The organism is Kitasatospora sp. NPDC038210, assembly GCF_055600605.1.
In genome coordinates this window covers 40,707-60,692 of record NZ_JBVJYK010000024.1, presented here as the reverse complement: position 1 = coordinate 60,692, position 19,986 = coordinate 40,707, and the positions used below count along the sequence as shown (strand labels likewise).

The 19,986-nt window shown below is 76.7% G+C and carries 18 protein-coding genes and 1 tRNA gene; 9 read left to right on the top strand and 10 right to left on the bottom strand.

What is annotated here, in order from left to right:
• Positions 1 to 82: 82 nt before the first annotated feature.
• The 3 genes from ACZ7KX_RS34025 to ACZ7KX_RS34015 all read left to right on the top strand — a co-directional run bounded on the left by ACZ7KX_RS34025 (position 83) and on the right by ACZ7KX_RS34015 (position 2,510).
• The gene (locus tag ACZ7KX_RS34025) at positions 83 to 787 is read left to right on the top strand and encodes a hypothetical protein (protein WP_470329850.1); all 705 of its coding nucleotides are present in this window, start codon (positions 83 to 85) and stop codon (positions 785 to 787) included.
• Between the two features lie 375 nt (positions 788 to 1,162).
• Positions 1,163 to 1,507 carry a hypothetical protein gene (locus tag ACZ7KX_RS34020; protein WP_402803767.1) on the top strand — a complete coding sequence of 115 codons (345 nt, stop codon included), beginning with the start codon at positions 1,163 to 1,165 and terminating at the stop codon, positions 1,505 to 1,507.
• Position 1,508: 1 nt separating this feature from the next.
• On the top strand, positions 1,509 to 2,510 hold the full coding sequence (locus ACZ7KX_RS34015) for a tyrosinase family protein (RefSeq protein ID WP_470329849.1): 1,002 nt from the start codon (positions 1,509 to 1,511) through the stop codon (positions 2,508 to 2,510).
• A gap of 61 nt (positions 2,511 to 2,571) precedes the next feature.
• On the opposite strand, the gene ACZ7KX_RS34010 is transcribed toward ACZ7KX_RS34015, so the two are convergent.
• Positions 2,572 to 2,640: transfer RNA gene (locus ACZ7KX_RS34010), tRNA-Glu, on the bottom strand.
• 283 nt (positions 2,641 to 2,923) lie between these two features.
• On the opposite strand from ACZ7KX_RS34010, the gene ACZ7KX_RS34005 reads away from it, so the two are divergent.
• Positions 2,924 to 3,922 carry an AraC family transcriptional regulator gene (locus ACZ7KX_RS34005; RefSeq protein ID WP_470329881.1) on the top strand — a complete coding sequence of 333 codons (999 nt, stop codon included), beginning with the start codon at positions 2,924 to 2,926 and terminating at the stop codon, positions 3,920 to 3,922.
• Positions 3,923 to 4,598: 676 nt separating this feature from the next.
• Here ACZ7KX_RS34005 and ACZ7KX_RS34000 read toward each other — a convergent pair.
• The 4 genes from ACZ7KX_RS34000 to ACZ7KX_RS33985 form a co-directional block, all read right to left on the bottom strand.
• On the bottom strand, positions 4,599 to 5,594 hold the full coding sequence (locus ACZ7KX_RS34000; protein ID WP_470329848.1) for a DUF4232 domain-containing protein: 996 nt from the start codon (positions 5,592 to 5,594) through the stop codon (positions 4,599 to 4,601).
• A 146-nt stretch (positions 5,595 to 5,740) separates the two neighbouring features.
• Positions 5,741 to 6,805 carry an alpha/beta fold hydrolase gene (locus ACZ7KX_RS33995; protein ID WP_470329847.1) on the bottom strand — a complete coding sequence of 355 codons (1,065 nt, stop codon included), beginning with the start codon at positions 6,803 to 6,805 and terminating at the stop codon, positions 5,741 to 5,743.
• Between the two features lie 205 nt (positions 6,806 to 7,010).
• Positions 7,011 to 7,235, bottom strand: coding sequence for a translation initiation factor IF-1 (infA, locus tag ACZ7KX_RS33990; protein WP_350519557.1), 225 nt, complete (start codon positions 7,233 to 7,235; stop codon positions 7,011 to 7,013).
• Between the two features lie 31 nt (positions 7,236 to 7,266).
• Positions 7,267 to 8,088, bottom strand: coding sequence for a GNAT family N-acetyltransferase (locus ACZ7KX_RS33985; protein ID WP_470329846.1), 822 nt, complete (start codon positions 8,086 to 8,088; stop codon positions 7,267 to 7,269).
• 455 nt (positions 8,089 to 8,543) lie between these two features.
• Here ACZ7KX_RS33985 and ACZ7KX_RS33980 point away from each other — a divergent pair, with 455 nt between their 5' ends.
• Positions 8,544 to 8,873: a hypothetical protein gene (locus tag ACZ7KX_RS33980; RefSeq protein WP_470329845.1), complete on the top strand. Its 330-nt coding sequence runs from the start codon at positions 8,544 to 8,546 to the stop codon at positions 8,871 to 8,873.
• A gap of 45 nt (positions 8,874 to 8,918) precedes the next feature.
• Here ACZ7KX_RS33980 and ACZ7KX_RS33975 read toward each other — a convergent pair whose 3' ends face one another.
• From ACZ7KX_RS33975 to ACZ7KX_RS33955, 5 genes are all read right to left on the bottom strand, one after another.
• Positions 8,919 to 10,412, bottom strand: a complete 1,494-nt coding sequence (locus ACZ7KX_RS33975) for an SDR family oxidoreductase (protein ID WP_470329844.1) — start codon at positions 10,410 to 10,412, stop codon at positions 8,919 to 8,921.
• A gap of 52 nt (positions 10,413 to 10,464) precedes the next feature.
• A complete protein-coding gene (locus ACZ7KX_RS33970) occupies positions 10,465 to 11,472 on the bottom strand; it encodes a MerR family transcriptional regulator (protein WP_470329843.1) in 1,008 nt (335 codons plus the stop codon).
• Positions 11,469 to 12,230: an ECF RNA polymerase sigma factor SigK gene (sigK, locus tag ACZ7KX_RS33965; protein ID WP_470329842.1), complete on the bottom strand. Its 762-nt coding sequence runs from the start codon at positions 12,228 to 12,230 to the stop codon at positions 11,469 to 11,471. The genes ACZ7KX_RS33970 and sigK overlap by 4 nt, the downstream gene beginning before the upstream one ends.
• A gap of 127 nt (positions 12,231 to 12,357) precedes the next feature.
• Positions 12,358 to 13,695, bottom strand: coding sequence for an NAD(P)/FAD-dependent oxidoreductase (locus tag ACZ7KX_RS33960; RefSeq protein WP_470329841.1), 1,338 nt, complete (start codon positions 13,693 to 13,695; stop codon positions 12,358 to 12,360).
• Positions 13,696 to 14,034: 339 nt separating this feature from the next.
• Positions 14,035 to 15,132 (bottom strand): baeRF3 domain-containing protein, encoded by a 1,098-nt coding sequence (locus ACZ7KX_RS33955; RefSeq protein WP_470329840.1) that lies wholly within the window; start codon positions 15,130 to 15,132, stop codon positions 14,035 to 14,037.
• 272 nt (positions 15,133 to 15,404) lie between these two features.
• Between ACZ7KX_RS33955 and ACZ7KX_RS33950 the strand changes: the two genes are divergently transcribed.
• The 4 genes from ACZ7KX_RS33950 to ACZ7KX_RS33935 all read left to right on the top strand — a co-directional run bounded on the left by ACZ7KX_RS33950 (position 15,405) and on the right by ACZ7KX_RS33935 (position 19,941).
• Positions 15,405 to 15,872, top strand: a complete 468-nt coding sequence (locus tag ACZ7KX_RS33950) for a MarR family winged helix-turn-helix transcriptional regulator (protein WP_396552145.1) — start codon at positions 15,405 to 15,407, stop codon at positions 15,870 to 15,872.
• A 241-nt stretch (positions 15,873 to 16,113) separates the two neighbouring features.
• The gene (locus tag ACZ7KX_RS33945; protein WP_470329839.1) at positions 16,114 to 17,310 is read left to right on the top strand and encodes an MFS transporter; all 1,197 of its coding nucleotides are present in this window, start codon (positions 16,114 to 16,116) and stop codon (positions 17,308 to 17,310) included.
• 40 nt (positions 17,311 to 17,350) lie between these two features.
• Complete coding sequence (locus ACZ7KX_RS33940) at positions 17,351 to 17,773, top strand: GlcG/HbpS family heme-binding protein (protein WP_470329838.1); 423 nt, start codon at positions 17,351 to 17,353, stop codon at positions 17,771 to 17,773.
• Positions 17,774 to 17,934: 161 nt separating this feature from the next.
• Positions 17,935 to 19,941, top strand: coding sequence for an NHL repeat-containing protein (locus ACZ7KX_RS33935; RefSeq protein WP_470329837.1), 2,007 nt, complete (start codon positions 17,935 to 17,937; stop codon positions 19,939 to 19,941).
• Positions 19,942 to 19,986: the final 45 nt, after the last annotated feature.

Here is a 19,986-nt window from a genome sequence, read left to right as displayed (position 1 = left end):
GGCCCGCCGGCTGTCGGAGGCGGTGCGTACGTTGTCCTCGTCCCCGCCCGCCGCAGCACTCACCGCACTCCGGGAGACCGTGATGACCTCCGCCGCCGAGCACGGCGTCGCCCTGACCGAGCGTGCCATCGCCGCCGTCCTGGCCGATCCGCAGCGCCCCGTCCTCGATTACGACCGCTTCGCCGGCCCGTGGGTGGACGGGCAGCCGCGGCCGGTGCCGCCCGGGGTGCTGGCGGGGGCGGTGTTCCCGAGCGGGCGGCCGCTGCCGCCGAGCCTGCGGCGGTGGCTGGCGTTCGACTCCGGGCTGCTGCGGCGCTTCGGCTGGTTCGCCGAGGACGGTGGGAACGGCGGGGGCAGCGGAAACAACGAGCGCAGCGGGAACGGCGGGGACGGCCTGGTGTTCACGCCGCGCCCGCTCGGCGAGATCGCGGCCGCGGAGTTCGGCGAGGGCTGGGGCCTGCCGTTCGGGGCGCTGTCGGAGCGCTTCGACGAGTGCTTCCTGCTGCCCGGCGGCTCGGACTCGCGCCGGGTGCTGGCCACCGGGGCGGCCGACGAGCACGGCGAGTACCCGGTGTTCGCGCTGGACGTCGACGACCTGCCCTGCATCGAGCTGATGTACCCGGGCCTGGACGTGTACCTCGCCGACACCGCCGGCCTGCCGGTGCGCCGCGGCCGGGGCTACTCCGCGCTCGCCGCCGATCCGGTGTACCTGCGCCGGATGCACGCCCACGCCCGCAACCACCTCGGCGGGCAGATGCACGAGTACTGCCTGGACTGGCCGGCCTGACGGTCCGGGAACCGCCGGGGCCGGCCGGTGCGCGACCGGCCGGCCCCGGGTGTTCCGGGTGCGGCGCTCAGGTGCCCGCCGGCCGCCGCCCGCCTGGCCGCCGCCACCCGCGCGAACTGACCCGCACCCGGCCGCCCCGCACCCGGCCGCCCCGCACCGGCCCACCCGCACCCGGCTGACCCGCCGTCCGGGCCCCCGCCGGCCGGGCCGGGCCGGGGTCACCGTCCGTACACCCCGGCGCTCCTGACCGGCCGCCCCGTCGCGCTGCGTGCCCGCCGGCCCGCCGAGCTGCACGGGCCGGGCCGCGGCGGGAAGGTGGGAGACGGACGGCGCCCGCAGTCCGGCGGCGCGCCGCCGCGACCCCGGGACGCAGACATGGACCCGAGCCTCACCCCGGCCGACCTGGCCGCCGCAGCCGACCCGCACACCTTCGGCACCTACCTCGCGGGCATCGCCCCCGCCCCCGGCCACATGGGCACCGACCACCACCCCGGCCGTTCCTCCTCCGTCCGCACCGCGGAGTACGAGGGCCACCGGATCAGGATCGTCACCACCTACGACATCACCGTGGACGACCACCCGCTGCCCGCCGGGCTCGACGTGGACGACGACGGCGTGCTGTCCTGCCACGGCCTGCCCGCCTACCAGTTCTACTCCGCGGTGGACACCGTGAAGGCGCTGATCCGCCACTTCCCGGGCCGTTTCCGGGAGGGCCGCTGAGATGCCCGTCGTCCGGAAGAACATCCTCGCCGACACGACCGCGCGCGACGACTACCTCGCGGGCGTCCTCGCGCTCAAGCAGGAGCGGACCGCCTTCACCACCGACCGGCTCGGCGTCCCCGGGCCCCCCGCACCGGTGTTCACCTACGACCAGTTCGTGATCTGGCACTGCTGGACGATGATGACCCCCATCCCGCCGGGCGGCAGCCCCCGCAAGCGCAACGCCGCCCACCGCGGACCGGTCTTCCTGCCGTGGCACCGCGTGATGCTCGGCCTGCTGGAGACCAGGATCCAGCAGATCCTGGGCAAGCCCCACTTCGCCCTCCCCTACTGGGACTGGTCCGCCGACGGCGACCTCGGCTCGCCCAAGGACGCCACCGTCTTCACCGCGGCCTACCTCGGCGGCGACGGCGACCCGGTCTCCACCGGCGCGTTCGCCCACCGCCCGGACGATCCGGCCGCCTTCACCGTCCGCATCGAGAGCGACCTCGACGGGATGCCCGTCCAGAGCGACCCGCCGCGCGGCCTGCGCCGCTCCTTCGCCACCGACTGGTCCACCCTGCCGACCGGCGACGAGGTCAAGAGCACGCTCGGCTACCAGCCCGCGGCCCCCGCCGCCCACCCGACCGACCGCTACGACACCCCCGGCTTCGACTCCTCCTCCCGGGGCTTCCGCAACCTGCTCGAAGGCTGGATCCCGCGCGATCCCGTCCGCCCGGTCCACATGCACAACCAGGTCCACGTCTGGATCGGCGGCGACATGGCGCCCGGCTCCTCCCCCAACGACCCGGTGTTCTTCCTGCACCACTGCAACGTCGACCGGATCTGGGAGGGCTGGATGAACCGCTACGGCCGGCTCTACGCGCCCGACATGACCTTCCCCGCGGCCACCTACCGGGGCGAGCGGGTCGGCGACCCGATCGTCTCCCCGCTCGGCCCCTCCGCGACGCCCGGGTCCGTGCTCGACATCTCCTCGGTCTACACCTACGACGCGCTGCCGTGAGAAGGCCCCGCACAGCAGACAGGGGCGGAAGTCGAAAACGACTTCCGCCCCTGTTCATCGGAGCGCCGGGCCCGAATCGAACGAACCCCTCCCGCTGAAAGCGGGCGTGCTACCGCTGCACCACCGACGCATGTCCCGGCAGGACCCGGCCGCTTTCGCGATCTCGTCCTGCTGACGAGGAAGAAGTTACCAGCTCATGATCGGAAAAGGAAAACCGGCGGCCGGCCCCCTCCCGGCCGCCCTCCCCCGCCCACCCCGCACTCGTCGCACCGTCACCGCCCCCTTACGCTCGGGCCAGCCGCCACGAGGCCCGGTGCCCTCGGGCCGGGGGCCTCGCGGACGGGCCGGACGACGGACGCGCAGGAGGGAGCGGGAGCGTGGGCGCGGGGACGGCGGACGCAGGGACGGCGGGCGTGTTCCGGGGCGAGGAGGTGCCCGCGAAGGAGCGGTTCGACTGCTGGCGGGAGCTGATCGGACGGACCAGGGACAGCGAGATGACCAGTGCGCACGCCGCCGACTTCCAGGCGGAGATGCGGCGCCTGGAGCTGGGCCAGGTGACCCTGCTGAGGTCCTCGTTCCCGCCCGCGCGGTTCCGGCGCACCGCCGCCAGGGTGCGGCGGTCCGACCCGGAGGTCTACCACCTGACCCTGGTGCTCGACGGCGGCCTGTCGCTGGCCCGCGACGACCGCGGCCCGACGGCCGTGTTCGGCCCCGGCGAGCTGTACGCGCTCGACAGCTCGCAGCCGTACGACGTCCGGGGCCTGGGTGCGCGCACCGCCGGCCGGGGGCCCCGCCGGGTCGAGGCGCTGGGCGTCGACTTCCCCGTCTCCGCGCTGCCGGTGCCGCCCGACCGCGCGCGCGAACTGATGGGGCGCGGCTTCTCCCGGCGCGAGGGCACCCCGGCCCTGCTCGCCGACTTCCTCGTCGGCCTGGACCGGCAGGCCACCCTCCTCGGACCGGCCGAGGCGCCCCGGCTGGGGACCGTCGTGGTCGACCTGGTGTCCGCCTGGCTGGCACGGGAGCTGGACGCCGAGACGGCGGTGCCCGACGACGCCCGCCGGCGCGCCATCGTCGAGCACGTGCGCGCCTTCATCCGGCGCAACCTCCACGACCCCGGGCTGACCCCGTCCGTGATCGCCGCCGCGCACCACATCTCCGTCAGCTACCTCCACCGCGTCTTCACCCAGCACACGCAGGGCGAGACGGTCGCCGCGTGGATCCGCGGGCGGCGGCTGGAGAAGGCCCACCGCGACCTCGCGGACCCGGCGCTGCGCGCCCTGCCGGTGCACGCCGTCGCCGCCCGCTGCGGCATCACCCGCCCCTCCGACCTCAGCCGGGCCTTCCGTGCCGCGTACGGGCTCTCCCCCAGCGAGCACCGCCACCGCGCGCTGTCCGCACGCGCGGGCGGCTAGCGCCGGCCGGGAAACCGCCGGGCGGGCGGGTGGGCGGGTGGCCGGGCGGGCGGGTGGCCGGCGAGTCGACACAGTGCCGTCGACGCAGTGCCAAGGAACTGTCGACGCAGCGCCAACGCGGCCGCGCCGCGCCCTGGCATCCTCCACGGGTGGACACCGGCGGCGTGCCGCCGTCGGCCGCCCCGCGCGGGACCGCGACGGACCGTGGGCCCGGCACGCCACGGGGGAGCGTGCCGGGCCCCCGGCCGTGGAGCGGCGCCGGGTCGGACGCAGCTGACCCAGCCCCGCAGGGCGGTGGTGTTCGGCGGGCAGTACACCCGCACGTTCTGGAAGGTCGTGTACGGGCCCGCCGTCCGCGTGGTGTTGTTCGAACAGCTCACGTTCACCCACCACTTGGTGGTGCCGGTGGCCGAGCAGGAGATGCTGGAGTACTGCTGGGTGCCGTCGCGCCGGGCCGTCGACCGTGTCCGTCGGCGCTGCGGCGACTCTAGGGATCCGCCCGCCCCGCGCGCACATGACGGCGGGAAACCCACCGCACCGCCCGGGGGCAGCGCTCTTTCCCCCGCTCCCCCGCAGTCCTGGGGCGCGGCGGTGCCCCCGGGACGGACGGGGAACCCCGGCGGGCCCGGGAACGGCCGGAAACGGCCCCCCGCCCGCGCCCGGTGGTGGCGGCCGGTCAGCCGGCCCCGGCCGGGGGCCTGGTGGCGGGGGGCTGCGCTGCGGCGTCCTCGCGGGCCCAGGCGCCGATGCCCAGGCGGCCGGTGGTGCCCAGGTCGAGTTCCGGGGTGACCATCACGGGGGCCGCGTCCGCGGTGGCGCGGACCCGGGCGTAGGGGGCGTTCACCGGGGCGCCGTCCCCGGTGGTGTTGCGCCACACCAGGGTGGCGCGGGCGCCTTCGCCGGGGCGCAGCGCGATCTTCTGCGGCGGGGTGTCCGCGCCGGTGCCGGTGGCGATCCCGGCGCCGCCGGAGAGCAGCCGCACCCCGTCGACGGGCCGGTGCTCGGCGTCGAGCAGCTGCAGTGCGGGGTAGCCGTCGAGGTTGACGGTGGCGGTGCCGCAGTTGCGCAGGTGCAGGCCGAGCGCGCGCAGGCCCATCGCGGCGTCGCCGTCGTCGGCGTACAGCCGCAGGCCGGAGGGCGGGCAGGGGCCGCCGGGCTGCGGGGCCTCGGCGCTGGGCACGCTGCGGACCTTGACGATCTCCACCTGCGGTGTGGTGCCGGGCCGGGCCGGGGTGGGGCCGGGGAGGTCGAGCTGCCCGGTGGCGACGGCTCCGGGGGCGAGCGCCGTGACGGTCCGGGTCACGTTCTCCGGCGCGCCGCCGACGGCCCCCGGGGAGCGGCTGAACACCACGGTGACGTCGTACGGTTCGGCGTTCGGGTTGGTCACCTCGTACTGCGCGCAGGCCGGGCCGACGGCGGTGATCCACACCCCGTCCCGGGCGGGCCGGGAGGGCGCCGGGGTGCCGCCGGCGGGCGTCGGCCGGGGCGTTGCGCACGGCGCGGCGCCGGATGCCGTCGGTGCGCCGGCTCCGGCCGCCGCGGCCCCGGCCGGGTGGGAGCCGGCCGGTTGGGAGCCGCAGCCGGTGAGCAGGGCGGCGACCGCGGCGAGGGTGAGGGCGGCGGCGGGCCGACGGGCCGTCAGTGCGGCGGCGGGCTTCTCGGACTGGCGCATCCGCCGAGTCGATCACGCTTCGCACCCGCACGGCTGTGAGCCGGGCCACTCGCCGTGCAACAGGTCTGCAATGGCCGCCGCCGGCTCCCCGTGGGCGTTCCGGGGAGCCGGCCTCGGCGTTGTGCTCGGGCAAGGCCGGGGACGCGTCAGAGCCGGTCGGCGTCGAGGACCGCCCGGGCGAAGTCGGCTGGCGCCTCCTGGGGCAGGTTGTGGCCGACGTCGGCGAGCGTGCGGTGGAGGTAGGGGCCGGTGAAGTACTGCCGGTAGCCGGAGCCGTCGCCGGGGGCGGTGAAGGGGTCGCGCCCGGCGTCGAGGGTGACGGTGGGGACGGCGATGCGCGGCCGCGCGGCGAGCCGCTGCTCCAGCCGGTCGTAGCGGCGCTCGCCGTCGGCCAGGCCCAGGCGCCAGCGGTAGTTGTGGATGACGATCGCCGCGTAGTCGGGGTTGTCGAAGGCGGCGGCGGTGCGCTCGAAGACGGCGTCGTCGAAGGCCCAGGTCGGGGAGACGGTCTCCCACACCAGGCGGCACAGGCCGCGCCGCTTGTCCCGGTCCTCCATGGCCAGGCGCCCGCGCTCGGTGGCGAAGTAGAACTGGTACCACCAGGTGTGCTCGGCGGCGGCCGCCAGCGGCTCCTTCTGCATCTCGACGTCGGTGACGAGGTACCCGCTGACCGACACCAGCGCCCTGACCCGCTCGGGCCACAGCGCGGCGACGATGTCGGCGGTGCGCGAGCCCCAGTCGAAGCCGGCCAGCACCGCCCGCCCGATCCCCAGCGCGTCCATCAGGGCGATGACGTCCGCCGCGACCGCCGCCTGCTGCGCGTTGCGCGGCGTACGGGCGGACAGGAAGCGCGTCGGGCCGTGCCCGCGCAGGTAGGGGACGATGACGCGGTAGCCCTGCGCGGCGAGCAGCGGGGCGACGTCGACGTAGCTGTGGATGTCGTACGGCCAGCCGTGCAGGCAGATGACCACCGGGCCGTCGGCCGGGCCGTCCTCGGCGTAGCCGACGTCCAGCACTCCGGCGCGGACCTGCGCCGGCCGGGCGAAGCCGGTGCCCCCGGCGGAGCCGGCCGGCCCGGCCTGCGCCGCGGGAGCGACGGGAGCGGGGGCAGCGGGAGCGGCCTCCGCGGACGCCGGAAGGGCGGCCAGGGACAGCGCGCCCGCGCCCGCCCCGAGGCCGACGGCCCTGGTGAAGGTGCGCCTGTCGATCATGCTCGTCCTCCGTGGTGCAGCTCGCGTGGGCCGGCCGCGCGGACCGGCGGCCGGCACCACCCACTGTGGCCCGGCCGGCGATCACGCACATCGGTCACTTGACGCCCGGTCACCGCACGGGTGACGGACGGATGACTGCACCGCCCCGGGGCGCGCCGAGGATCGCGGGAGGGCGCGCGGGCCGCCCCGCGCGCCGGTGCGGCGGCTATGACCGGTAGCGGTAGCGGATCCGGCCGCGGGTGAGGTCGTAGGGGCTGAGCTCCACCAGGACCCGGTCGTGCGGGAGGATCTTGATGTGGTTCTTGCGGACCTTGCCGCTGATGTGGGCGAGCACGACGTGCCCGTTGGGGAGTTCCACCTTGAAGTTGGCATTGCGCAGGCACTCGATGACGGTGCCTTCGACTTCGATGCCGTTCGTTGTCTTGGTCATGTCTCTCACCTCTCCGTTCGATGATGGGGCGTCAGTGGCGGACGAGTTCGAGGGTGGCACCCGCGCGGCGGGCGCCGATGCCCTCGACCAGGGCGGTGGCGGCCGTGTTGGACTCCGCCACGTCGGCCCAGGCCGTGGTGGTGCCGCCGCGGTGCATCGATTCCAGTGCGTGGGCCAGCAGGGCCCGGGCGATGCCGAGGCGCTGGTGGTCGGCGCGCACGGCGAGCAGTCCGATCCGCGGGCGGCGCACCGGGGCCACCCGCAGCAGCCCGACGTAGTGGTCGCCCCGGCGGGCCACCGCGTAGCGGGCGGGGTCGAGCACGGTGGTGCCCGCCGGGCAGGGCAGCACCTGGGCCGGCATCGCCGGCCAGCCGATGCCGGCCTCGACCTCCGCGTGGATGACGCGGTCCAGGGCGCGCAGCGGGCCCTCCTCGGCCTCGCCGGCGGGCACGATCGTCACGCCCGCCGGGGGCCGTACCGGGCCGAGCCCGGTGGCCTGCGGGTCGGTGGGCAGGAGGTAGCCCCACTCGCGGCGTACGGTCGTGAAGCCGGCCCGCTGCCAGGCGGCCGTGGTGTCGTGGTCGGTCTCGTCGGTGACGGTGTGCAGCGGTTCCGGCAGGTCGGCGGCCATCGCGGCGACGAGGCGGTCGAAGACCGCGCCGTGCCAGGCGTCGGCGCTGACGAACAGCCGTCCGTCGGGGCGGCGCGAGGCGTCGCCGGAGCCGACCACGCGGTCGTCCTGCACGGCCTGCCACGCGGTGTCCGAGATCCGGGTGACCACGACCGCGGGGTCGTCGGTGCCCGGGGCGCCGTGCGGGGGCTGCGGGGAACAGGGGGGATGCGGAGCGTTCATGGTGTTGCCTCTCGGGAGTGCCTGGTCTGAGGCGCTCCCGGGCGACACCTGCGTCAATCGCCCGCCGTGGCGGAAAGGAGGAGCACCCACACGGATACAGCCTTCATGGGTGTCACCTCCTTGCGTTCTCTACACGGCTGCGCAGACGGTAGCAGCCGGCGGCGCGCCCGGCCAACCGATTTAGCGGCCGGGCCGGTTGACGGACCGGGCGGCCCGGGCGGGCCGGCCGCCCCGCCCGCGTCCCGCAGTCTGAGACGCCCCGTCCCGTCCTGGCGGCTTTCTGCCAGCATGCGGGGTATGCAGCAGCAGCTGATTACCAGCGGCCGCGTGCCGGCACCGCGCCGGGAGGAGTGACCCTCCCCGGCCCACCGCCCGCACGCAGACCTCTCGCGCTCCGCGAGGGGTCTTTCTGTTTTTCCGGCCCGCCAGTCCCACCCACAGACAGGACCGTCGCCATGGAACACACCCGGCTCACCGTCACCCTGCGCCCCACCACCGGGACGCTCGCCCGGCTCGCCTCCACCCTCAACAACCACCGGGTCCTGGACCTCGCCTTCAGCGCCGTGGCGCCGGCCTCGGCGCGGGCCGTCGTCCGCGTCCCGGGGCCCGAGGCCGTGCGCGTCCAGCAGAAGCTGCGCCGGATGGTCGACGTGCTCGACGTCGCCCTGGAGCCGGCCTCCCCCGACGACGGCCCGGCCCCGCAGGCCCCCTCCCCCCGGCCCGCCGGGGTGCCCGCCGGGGCGGTCGCCGGGGTGCCGGCCGGTATGGCCGCCGCCGGCGGGTGAGCGGCGGGGCGGCCCGGCTCCCCCGTCCGGGCGGGGCGGCCCGGGTCAGGCGGGGCGGCGGGCGCGGTCGGTGATGTTGCGGGCCATCGCGCCGAAGACCAGGCCGTGGAAGGGCGCCATCGACCACCAGTAGGCGTGGCCGGCCAGGCCGTGCGGGTGGAACAGGGCGCGCTGGCGGTAGATCGCGCCGCCGTCCCGGCCGGGGGCGACCCGCAGTTCGAGCCAGGCCAGGCCGGGCAGGCGCATCTCGGCGCGCAGGCGCAGCAGGCGGCCGGGCTCGATCTCCTCCACCCGCCAGAAGTCGAGGGCGTCGCCGACCCGCAGGTGGTGGCGGTCGCGGCGGCCGCGGCGCAGGCCGACGCCGCCGGCCAGGCGGTCGAGGGTGCCGCGCAGGGCCCAGGCCGCCGGCAGGGAGTACCAGCCGTTGTCGCCGCCGATGCCCTCGACCACCCGCCACACGGCGGCGGGGTCGGCGGCCACGCGTCGTTCGCGCAGGTCCTGGTAGAGGCTGCCGCCGGCCCAGTCGGGGTCGGTGGGCAGCGGGTCGCTGGGGGCGCCGGGCAGGGAGGCGGAGGACCAGCGGGTGGTGACCTGCGCGTCCCGGATGCGGCGCAGGGCGAGGTCGACGGCGCGGTCGAAGCCGGTGAGGCCGGCGGGCGGGTCGGGGATCCAGCGGGCGATGTCGTGCTCGTGGCAGACCACCTCGTGGCGCAGCGACTCCACCAGGGGGCGGGCGAGCGGGCCGGGCACGGGGGTGACCAGGCCGACCCAGTGGCTGGACAGCGCCGGGGTCAGGACGGGCACGGGCACGATCACCCGTCGGGGCAGGCCGGCCGCCCGGGCGTAGCGGTGCATCATCAGGCGGTACGTCAGCACGTCCGGTCCGCCGATGTCGAAGGGCCGGTCGACCTCGGGCGGCAGGGCCGCGGCGGCGACCAGGTAGGCCAGTACGTCGCGGACGGCGATGGGCTGGATGCGGGTGTCGACCCAGCGGGGGGTGACCATGACGGGTAGGCGCTCGGTGAGGTAGCGGAGCATCTCGAAGGAGGCGGAGCCGGAGCCGATGATCACTGCGGCCCGCAGTTCGGCGGTGGGGACGCCGGCGGAGCGCAGCAGGCGGCCGACCTCGGCGCGCGAGCGCAGGTGCGGGGAGAGCGCGGCCTCGGGGACGCCGGCGGGCAGCAGGCCGCTGAGGTAGACGATCCGGGTGACGCCGGCCGCGGCGGCGGCCCGGGCGAAGGCGCGGGCGGCGTGCCGGTCGGTGGCCTCGAAGTCGGTGCCGGTGCCGAGCGAGTGGACCAGGTAGTAGGCGACGTCGACGCCGTCGAGGGCGCCGGGGAGGGTCTCGGGCCGGGTGACGTCGCCGGCGGCGGCCTCCACCTCGGCGCGCCAGGGCTGGTCGCGCAGGCGCCCGGGGTCGCGGGCCAGGCAGCGCACCCGGTATCCGGCGGCCAGGAGTTCGGGCACCAGGCGTCCGCCGATGTAGCCGGTGGCTCCGGTGACCAGGCAGCGCCGCCCGGTCGGGGTGGGCTCGTCCACCGTCCGCTCCTCTCCTCGTTCCTCTTGTGCCTCCCCCACGGTTTTCGCGTCGTCAGCGCAGTAGTCGTTCCAGTTGGTCGAGGGCGCCGGCGAGGTCCCGGGGCCGCAGGGTGCCCGGGGGGCGGCGGGGGCCGGCCCAGCCGGGGCCTGCGGCCAGTACGACGGGCCCGGTGCGCGCGCCGTGGGGGCCCCAGGTGGTGCGGGCGACGCGGTGGGCCAGCGCCCGGTCGGCGGTGCGGGCGACCTGGGACCAGAGCAGGACGGCGGGCGGGCCGGTGCGGTGCACGGCCTCCATGAGTGCCTCGGGGGGCAGGGCGGCGCCGAACATGAGGAACGGCAGGCCGCGTTCGGCCAGTCCCGCGGCGAGCGCCTCCAGGGGCAGGGCGTGCAGTTCGGTGGGCATGCCGGCGAGCAGTGCGGCCGGGCCCGGCGGCTGCTCCTCCCGTTCGGCCGCTCGGCGCAGGGCCGCGGAGACGTGCCAGGACAGCAGGTGTTCCACGTCGACGCAGCGTTCGCCCTCGACGGCCCACTTGCGTCCGGCGGCCCGCAGGGCCGGGGTCATGACCTCGGTCCAGGCGGTGACCGTGCCGAGGTCGTCGATGCTGCGGCGCAGGATGCGGGCCATCTCGGGGGCGTCGAGGCGGACGGCGGCGCGGGCCAGGCCCCGGCACTCGGGGCGGACGGCGCCCACCGGCAGGGTGTTTCCGCCGGGGGCGGGCACGGTCCGGCCGGGCGGCAGGCCCCGGGCCCGGGCGGGGGCGGGGGCGGTGCGGGCGGCCGGGGTGACCGGCGCGGCCGGTGCGGCCGGTGCGGTGCGGGCGGTCAGGGCGAGGCGGGCGGCTTCGGCGGGGGCGGTGCCGCGGGCGGTCAGGCGGCACATCTCCTCCAGCACGGCCACGTCCTGCGGCTCCCACCGGCGGTGGCGTCCGGGGGCGCGGCGGGCGGGGCCGATGCCGTAGCGGCTCTCCCAGGAACGGATGGTGGTGGGCGAGACGCCGAGGCGGCGGGCGAGGGCCCCGGTGGTCAGCGCGGCGGCGGCCTCGGCGGCGGGGGCGGTCACGGCCGTGAGCCTACGGCGGGGCGCGGCGCGGCGCCGGGTGGACGCGCGTACCGGCGGGACGGGGCACCGGGGGCGCCGGGGGCGGCGGGCGTCCCGGGGGCTTCGCCGAGGTGGCCGCGCAGGTGCCGCAGGGCGTCGCGGATGCGGGTCTTGACGGTGCCGAGCGGCACCCCGATCCGGGCGGCGGCCTGGGCCTGGGTGCAGCCGCCGAAGTAGACCAGGAGCAGGCACTCGCGCTGGACGTCGCTCAGCTCGGCCAGCGCGCGCCGCACGCGGTCGCGTTCCAGGCCGCCCTCGACGTGGTCGGCGACCACGTCGAAGTCCGGGGTGTAGGCGCGCACGGCGGCGGCGCGGTCGCGGGCGGCGGCGGCCCGGACGGAGCGGACGCGGTCGACGGCGCGCCGGTGGGCCAGGGTGAGCAGCCAGGGCAGGACCTCACCGCGCTCGGGGCGGTAGCGCGGCGCCTCCCGCCACACCTGCCAGAACACCTCCTGGGTCACCTCCTCGGCCTGGGCGGGGTCGCGCAGCACCCGCAGCACCAGGGCGAGGACGGCCGCGGCGGTGGCGCCGTAGAGGTGCTCGAACGCCCGCTCGTCGCCGCGGGCGGTGCGGGCCATCAGCCCGCGCAGCCCGGCCCGCCGGTCGTCCGGTGGCCCGGCGCCGGGTGCCTCGGGGGTCGGCACCCCGGCGCCGGGTGTTTCGGGGGCGGGCGTCTCGGGGGCGGGCTCGCCGGGCGGCCGCTCGATCGTCGCCTGCACCTTCCGACCGTCCCGCAGCAGCGGTCCGGGCCGGTATTCGCATCGCTTTCGCAGCGTTTCTGCGGCGGCGGTGGTGGCCCGGGGAGCGCCGGGGCGCGCCCGCGCCCCGGGCCGGGCCGGGCGGGTGTCAGGGGGCGGCCGCTCCGAGCAGGGCGCGGGCGGCGGCGAGGCCGGAGCGGCAGCCGTCCTCGTGGGAGCCCCAGCCGTGGTGGGCCCCGGCGAAGGCGGTGCGGCCGGTGGTGAGCCGGGGCAGCAGGCGCTGGGCGGCGACGCTCTCGGCGGTGTGGACGGGGTGCTCGTGGACGGTGCGGGAGATCACCAGGTGCTCGGGGACGGGGTCGTGGGGCGGCTCGTTGCGGGTGAGCAGGTAGTCCTCGCCCGCGTCCAGGCGCAACAGCCGGTTGAGGTGGTGGCTGATCCGCGCGGCGCCGGCCGGGGAGGTGCAGTGCGGCATGCGGTAGTTCCAGGAGCCGCGGGCCCACCGGGCGTGGGGCAGCACGGAGGCGTCGTGGTGCAGGACGGTGGGGGTGCGTGTGTGGTGGAAGGCCGCGAGGACCTCGCGTTCGGTGCGGGTGGGGTCGGCGAGCAGGCGCAGGGCCTGGTCGGCGTGGGTGGCGACGACGACGGCGTCGGCCTCGGCGCGGCGGCCGTCGCCGGTGGTGAGGGTGACGCCGTCGAGGTGGCGGTGGACGGCCCGTACGGGGGTGTGGCGGTGGACGGCGGTGAGGCGTTCGACGATCCGCCGCACGTAGGCGGCGGAGCCGCCGGTGACGGTGCGCCGGGGCGGCGGGCCGTCGTCCGAGAGCAGGCCGTGGTGGTCCAGGAAGGCGAACAGGTGGCGGGCGGGGTGGTCGCCGGACGGCTCGGGGGCGCAGGGCGGGGCCGCGGCGGTGAGGGGGATCAGGTAGTGGTGGAGGAAGTAGCCGGAGAAGCACTCGTCCAGGAGGAAGTCGCGCAGGGTCGGCTCCCCGGCGCCGGGGTCGGCGAGCAGGCGGCGGGCGCGGCGCCGGAAGCGCGGGATGTCGGCGAGCAGGCGCAGGTAGCGGTGGCGCAGCGGGGGGTCGGGGAGGGCGAGGAGGGCGGCCGGGCCGTCGGCGCCGGCGTATTCGAGGCCGCAGCCCTCGCAGTGCACGGAGATGCTCGGGTCGGCGTCCCGGGTGGGGACGCCGAGGTCGCGCAGCAGTCGGGCCAGGTGCGGGGAGGTGGGCGCGTCGTGGACCAGGAAGCCGGTGTCCAGGGCGAGTTCGCGGCCGTAGGGGGCGGTGACGCGCTGGGTGCGGGCGTGGCCGCCGAGGCGGGCGTCGGCTTCGAAGAGTTCGACCTCGGCGCCGGCGCGCCGTAGCTCCCAGGCCGCGGTGAGGCCGGCCACGCCCGCGCCGATGACGGCGATGCGGCGCCCTCCGGGGGTGCGCGGGGCGCGCCGGGCGCGCCGGGCGGCGGGTGGTGCGGTCGTGGGTGTGGTCAACGGGGTTCCCTCCCGGTCGGCCCGGTGCGGTGCGGGTCGTACGTGCGGTGCGGTGTGCGGTGCGGGTCGTACGTGCGTGCGACGTGTGCGGCACATGCGGCGCGTACGGCCGGCTGGGCGGCGCCCGTGGGGGCCGCATCCGGTGTTCGGAGCGGGCGGGGCGGCGGATTGGCGCGGATCGGGTGGCGGTTCGGGCGGGCGCGGTGGGAGGGGTGACGGTGCGTCGGCCGTGCGGACGCGCCGCGGCCGCCCTCGGAGGGGCTCCGGCGGGCGGCCGCGGTCGGGATCGGTCGGGTGGTTCGGGCGACGGGGACGGTTCGGGTGGTTCGGGTGGTGGGGTCAGTAGCGCAGGGCAGCGGCGATCCGGCCGCTGTCGGCGAGGGTGTCGTCGGGGACGAAGCTGACCGTGGCGCCGGTGTCGAGGGCGCGCTCGATGACCTCGTCCACGATGTCCTCGCGGGCGCCGGGCTGGTCGGCCTCGGCGGGGACGAGGTGGTCGCCGTCGTCCCGGACGGTGGTGCGGTAGTTCTCCTCCACGACCAGCCGTTCGACCCGGCCCTGGCCGGCGGCCTGCCAGACCTCGTCCAGGCCGGCGGCGAACCCCTTGCCGCCGCGGGCCTTGTCGAGCTGGGCGAGGGCGTCGGCGACCTCCTGCTCGGCCCGGGCGCACACGGCGGGGTCGACGACCCGGCGCACGGTCTCGGCGTCGGCCTGGGCGAGGCCGCCGTGCGGGATCTGGGCGGTGGCCTGCTGGGCGATCGGGCCGACGGCGTCCAGCAGGGCGAGCGCAGCGGCCTCGCCGACCACGTACAGCGGGCGCGGGTCCGCGGCGAGCACCTTGCCGATCCCGGTGTCGGCCTGCCGCAGGAAGGTCTTGGTCTCCTCGTCGCGGAAGGTGCTGGGCGTGTCGCCGATCTGCTCCTGCCGCTCCGGGTCGGGGTTGTCGAAGACGCGCACCAGCGGGAAGCCGTCGCCGGTCTCCTCGGTGACCCGCTCCCGGGTGCCGCCCCACAGCGCCACCCGGTCGGCGGCGATCGCGACCACCCAGTGGGGGCGCTCGGCGGTGTGCGCGGCGACCAGGTTGCGGGTGAGGAAGGTGTCGGACAGGACCACCCGGGCGGGGGCACTGCGCCCGAGTGACCAGACCTGGTGCTCGCCGGGCGCGGCGAGGATCGCCAGGCCGTCCTCGGCGTGCACCAGGTCGACCTCGGCCATGGCCCGGTCGAGCTGCTCCAGCACGTCGATCCGCTCGGCGCGGGAGACCTCGGGGTCGGCCTGGACCTTCTCCTTCGCCTCGGCCAGCAGGTTGCGCAGCCGGACCGGGTCCTGCGTGTTGTCCGGTTCCCGGCGGTGGGTGGGCATCAGGATCGACACCGCCGGGTAGGGACGGGGCCGGCGCAGCTCGGCGAGGACGGCGGGGCTGAGGGCGGGGTGCATGGAGACCCTTTCCGAAGGCGGTTCGGCCTTCTGTGCGTGCCTTCCGCGCGTGGCCGCGCGAAGCCTGGCGCTGCTCCTGAATGCCCATCAATGTACCGATCTGCGGCTTTCCCGGCGCGCGCACCGGCGGGTGGCGGGCGGCCCGGGGGGCCGGGCGGAGCCGCCGACCGGAACCCAGCTATTTGCACAAGCGCTATATCTGCTCTAGCCGATATTTTTCGCCATGGCTTATCCTGGTACCGCTACCCCCCTCGGGAAGGAGGCCGGGCCCCATGACCGCCACGGACCCCGCGCTCACCGCCCTCGCCAGCGGCTGGGGCGCCCTGTCCCTCCTGCACGGCAGGATCGAGTCGCACATCGAGCGCGCCCTGCAGTCCGGGCACGACCTGAGCGTGCGGGAGTACTCGCTGCTCGACGTGCTCAGCCGCCAGCACGACGGCGAGGGCGGGCACCTGCAGATGAAGCAGGTCGCCGACGCCGTGGTGCTCAGCCAGAGCGCCACGACCCGCCTGGTCACCCGGCTGGAGGACCGCGGCCTGCTGGCGCGCTACCTGTGCCCGACCGACCGCCGCGGGATCTACACCAACGTGAGCGAGGACGGCCTGAAGCTCCTGGAGGAGGCCCGGCCGACCAATGACGCCGCCCTGCGGGAGGCGCTCGACGAGGCCGCCAGGAACCCCGAGCTGGCCTCGCTGGTCAGGGCGGTCGAGGCCGTGGACGCCGCCTCGCCCCGCCGCTGACCCGGGCGGCCCGCCGGCCGCCCCCGCTCCCCCACCGGGCCCGACCCCTCCCCGCCGCACGGCGGCACGGAGGAGCCGGGCCCGTTCGCGTCCCCCCGCCCGGCGCCCCACCCGCACCCTACGGACACCTCCGCCGACCCTACGGCGCATGCCCGATACCTTCGCTTGCACTTATCGCGCGTCTGCAACTATTGTGAAAGCACGCTAGGCGCCCGTTCAAGCAATCTCAGAAGGGACGGCCATGCCTCTCGCTCTCCTCGCCCTCGCCATCGGCGCGTTCGGGATCGGGACCACCGAGTTCGTGATCATGGGCCTGCTGCCCCTGATCGCCGACGACTACGGTGTCTCCATCCCCGGCGCGGGCCTGCTGGTCACCGGCTACGCCCTCGGCGTCGTCATCGGCGCACCGCTGATGACGGTGCTCGGCACCAGGATCAACCGCAAGACGATGCTGATGCTGCTGATGGGCCTGTTCGTCGTCGGCAACCTGCTCTCCGCGGTCGCGCCGACCTTCCCGCTGATGCTGGCCGGGCGCATCGTCACCTCGCTGGCCCACGGCGCCTTCTTCGGCATCGGCTCCGTCGTCGCCGCCGACCTGGTCGCCCCCCAGAAGAAGGCCGGCGCCATCGCCACCATGTTCACCGGGCTGACCGTCGCCAACATCGTCGGCGTGCCGGCGGGCACCTTCGTCGGTCAGGCCGTCGGCTGGCGCGCCACCTTCGGCATCGTCGCCGGGCTCGGCGTGCTCGGCCTGCTCGGCATCGCCAAACTGGTGCCCGCCATGCCCCGCCCCGAGGGCGCCCACCTGCGCCGCGAGCTGACCGCCTTCCGCAACCCCCAGGTGCTGCTCGCGATGGCGATGACCGTGCTCGGCTTCGGCGGCGTCTTCGCCGCGATCACCTACATCGCGCCGATGATGACCGGAGTCGCCGGCTACTCCGAGGGCGCGGTCACCTGGCTGCTGGTGCTGCTCGGCGTCGGCATGTTCCTCGGCAACCTGCTCGGCGGCAGGTTCGCCGACCGCAGGCTGATGCCGATGCTCTACACCACCCTCGGCGGCCTGGCGGTCGTGCTGGCGCTGTTCACCCTCACCGCGCACAGCAAGGTCCTCGCCGCCGTCACCGTCCTGCTCGTCGGCGCCCTCGGCTTCGCCACCGTCCCCCCGCTGCAGAAGCGGGTCCTGGACCAGGCCCACGGCGCGCCCACCCTGGCCTCGGCCGTCAACATCGGGGCGTTCAACCTCGGCAACGCGCTGGCCGCCTGGCTCGGCGGGATCGTCATCTCCGCCGGACTCGGCTACACCGCCCCGAACTGGGTCGGCGCCGCCCTCGCCGCCGCCGCGCTCGTCCTCGCCTTCTGGTCCGCCGCCCTGGAGCGCCGCGCCCCCGCGCCGCAGGCCCCCGCCACCGCCGCGGCCCCCGTTCCCGTCCACCACTGACCGCCCCTCCCCTCCCCCTTCCCCCGGAGAACGCACCGTCATGAGCACCACCACCGCCGTCGCCCCGCTGACCGTCACCGACGCCGAGACCCTCGTCGCCGCCGCCCGCGCCGCCGCCGACGCGGCCGGGGTCGCGGTCGGCATCACCGTCCTGGACGCGGGCGGGCACCTGCTCGCCTTCCGCCGCGACGACCGCGCCGTGCTGATCGCCGGCGAGACCAGCACCCGCAAGGCCTACACCGCCCTCCAGCTGGACGCCCCGACCGCCGACCTGGTCGACCTGGTCAAGCCCGACGGCCCGTTCCACTCGCTGTCCACCGCGCTGGACCGCCCCCTGCTGTTCATCGCCGGCGGCATCCCCGTGCGCCGCGACGGCCGCCTGATCGGCGCCATCGGCGTCGGCGGCGGCGCCCCCGAACAGGACCACTCCTTCGCCGCCGACGCCCTGACCCGGCTCGGCTGACGCCCCGGCACCGGCGCCTCGCCCGTACCGGGCAATTTCCGCCGCGCCCCCGGCCGGTCGCACGCGGGCGGCCCGCGGATGTGGCAGGCAGGAGGACGACGGCGGCCCCCGCCCCCCGGTGGGCGGGGGCCGCCGCGCCCCCGCGACCGAACGGAGCCCCCATGCGCCGACGCCACGGCGTCCTGCTGACCGCCGCCCTCCTGGCCCAACTCGCCGCCGGCCCCTCCCACGCGACGGCCCCCGCCCCCGCCGGGTGGGAGCCCGCCGACCAGTGCGGGGTGGTCCGCAGCGGCGACACCCCGCTCGGCGGCGCCGAGGTGACGCTCTACCAGGCCGGGGACGGCGAGGGCGCCGCACCGCGGGTGCTGGCCCGCACCCGCAGCGCCCAGGACGGGCGCTTCACCCTCGACTACCGCCGCCCGCACGACCCGCGCGCCGTGCTCTACGTGCTCGCCGACCTCGGCCGCCTCCAGGACCGCACCGCGCCGCACGGGACGCCGCCGGACGGGCCCGTGACCCTCGCCGCCGTGCTCAGCGGGGCCGACGCCCCGCCCGAACTCGTCGTCAACGAGCGCACCACCGTCGCCGTCGCCTACGCCCTGGCCCGCTTCACCGGCCCGGCCGGCGTCTCCGGCCCCCACCCCGGCCTGCAGAACGCCGCCGCCGTCGCCCACAACCTGGCCGACACCGCCACCGGCGACATCGCCGCCCCGCTCGCCACCCCGCCCAACGGCGCCCTCACCTCCACCATGGCCGAGTTCAACACCCTGGCCGACCTGCTCGCCGCGTGCGTCACCGGCGGCGCCTGCGACCAGCTGTTCGACCTCGCCCGCCGCCCCGGCCACGACCGGCCGCACGACACCCTGCGCGCCGCCGTCGACATCGCCCACGACCCCGGCCACAACGCCGCCGACCTCTTCGCCCTCGCCGCCACCACCCCCACCTACCGGCCCGCCCTGCCCGCCGCCCCCGACGCCTGGACCGTCGCCCTGCGCTACGACGGCAACGGCCACGAACTCGACGGCCCCGGCAACCTCGCCTTCGACGCCGACGGCAACGCCTGGGTCACCAACAACTACGAGTACGACGCCGACCCCACCGTCCCGGTCTGCGGCGGCCGCACCGTGCTCAAGTTCACCCCCACCGGCCACGACGCCCCCGGCGCGCCCTACCGCGGCGGCGGCCTGTACGGCGCGGGCTTCGGCGTCACCGTCGACGCACGGGGCAGCGCCTGGATCGGCAACTTCGGCTTCCAGGGCCACGGCTGCACCGTCGACCCGACCGAACTCGAACGCAGCGTCTCGCAGTTCGCCCCCGACGGCACCCCGCTCTCCCCCCGCCGGGGCCGGCGCGCCGGCGGCATCGCCCAGCCCCAGGGCATGGCCGCCGACCGCGCCGGCACCGTCTGGGTCGCCAACTGCGGCGGCGACAGCGTGACCCGGATCCCCGACGGCGACGCCACCCGCGCCCGGGAGGTGCCCACCCCCGCCCTCAGCAAGCCCTTCGGCGCCGCCGTCGACCCCTCCGGACGGCTGTGGGTCAGCGGCAACGGCAACGACAGCGTCCAGGTCCTGGCCCCCGACGGCACCGTGGAGCGGACCGTCACCGGCGGCGGCCTGCGCCGCCCGCTCGCCGTCGCCACCGACAGCAAGGGCTACACCTGGGTCAGCAACAGCGGCATCCTGCCGGTGCCCTGCGCGGACACCACCGCCGACGACCTCGCCACCGCCGCCACCGGCGGCGACACCGGCCCGCGCCCCGGCGCCTCCGTCACCCTGATCGGGCCCGACGGCACCCCGGCCCCCGAACCCTTCACCAACGGCGGCCTGTTCCTGCCCTGGGGCGTGGCCGTCGACGGGGACGACACCGTCTGGGTCGCCAACTTCGGCGGCCACCGCGTCGCCCGGCTGTGCGGCACCGACCTCGCCGCCTGCCCGCCCGGCCACCGCACCGGCCAGCCGATCTCCCCGCCCGACACCGGCTACCCGAGCGACGGCCTGGAGCGCAACACCGGCCTGCAGATCGACCCCTCCGGAAACGTCTGGCTGGCCAACAACTGGCGCACCGTGCCCATCCGGACCAACCCCGGCGGCCACGAACTCGTCGTCCTGATCGGCGCCGCCGCCCCCGTGCGCACACCCCTGCTCGGCGGGCCCGCCCGGCCCTGACCGCACCGCCCTGACCACCCCCGCCCCGGCCGTCCGCCCCACCGA

Excerpts from the sequence above, each read along its gene's own strand:
- ACZ7KX_RS34025 (WP_470329850.1), top strand. The coding sequence starts at position 83 with ATGACCTCCGCCGCCGAGCACGGCGTCGCCCTGACCGAGCGTGCCATC.
- ACZ7KX_RS34020 (WP_402803767.1), top strand. The coding sequence starts at position 1,163 with ATGGACCCGAGCCTCACCCCGGCCGACCTGGCCGCCGCAGCCGACCCG.
- ACZ7KX_RS34015 (WP_470329849.1), top strand. The coding sequence starts at position 1,509 with ATGCCCGTCGTCCGGAAGAACATCCTCGCCGACACGACCGCGCGCGAC.
- ACZ7KX_RS34000 (WP_470329848.1), bottom strand. The coding sequence starts at position 5,594 with ATGCGCCAGTCCGAGAAGCCCGCCGCCGCACTGACGGCCCGTCGGCCC.
- ACZ7KX_RS33995 (WP_470329847.1), bottom strand. The coding sequence starts at position 6,805 with ATGATCGACAGGCGCACCTTCACCAGGGCCGTCGGCCTCGGGGCGGGC.
- infA (WP_350519557.1), bottom strand. The coding sequence starts at position 7,235 with ATGACCAAGACAACGAACGGCATCGAAGTCGAAGGCACCGTCATCGAG.
- ACZ7KX_RS33985 (WP_470329846.1), bottom strand. The coding sequence starts at position 8,088 with ATGAACGCTCCGCATCCCCCCTGTTCCCCGCAGCCCCCGCACGGCGCC.
- ACZ7KX_RS33980 (WP_470329845.1), top strand. The coding sequence starts at position 8,544 with ATGGAACACACCCGGCTCACCGTCACCCTGCGCCCCACCACCGGGACG.
- ACZ7KX_RS33955 (WP_470329840.1), bottom strand. The coding sequence starts at position 15,132 with ATGCACCCCGCCCTCAGCCCCGCCGTCCTCGCCGAGCTGCGCCGGCCC.
- ACZ7KX_RS33950 (WP_396552145.1), top strand. The coding sequence starts at position 15,405 with ATGACCGCCACGGACCCCGCGCTCACCGCCCTCGCCAGCGGCTGGGGC.
- ACZ7KX_RS33945 (WP_470329839.1), top strand. The coding sequence starts at position 16,114 with ATGCCTCTCGCTCTCCTCGCCCTCGCCATCGGCGCGTTCGGGATCGGG.
- ACZ7KX_RS33940 (WP_470329838.1), top strand. The coding sequence starts at position 17,351 with ATGAGCACCACCACCGCCGTCGCCCCGCTGACCGTCACCGACGCCGAG.
- ACZ7KX_RS33935 (WP_470329837.1), top strand. The coding sequence starts at position 17,935 with ATGCGCCGACGCCACGGCGTCCTGCTGACCGCCGCCCTCCTGGCCCAA.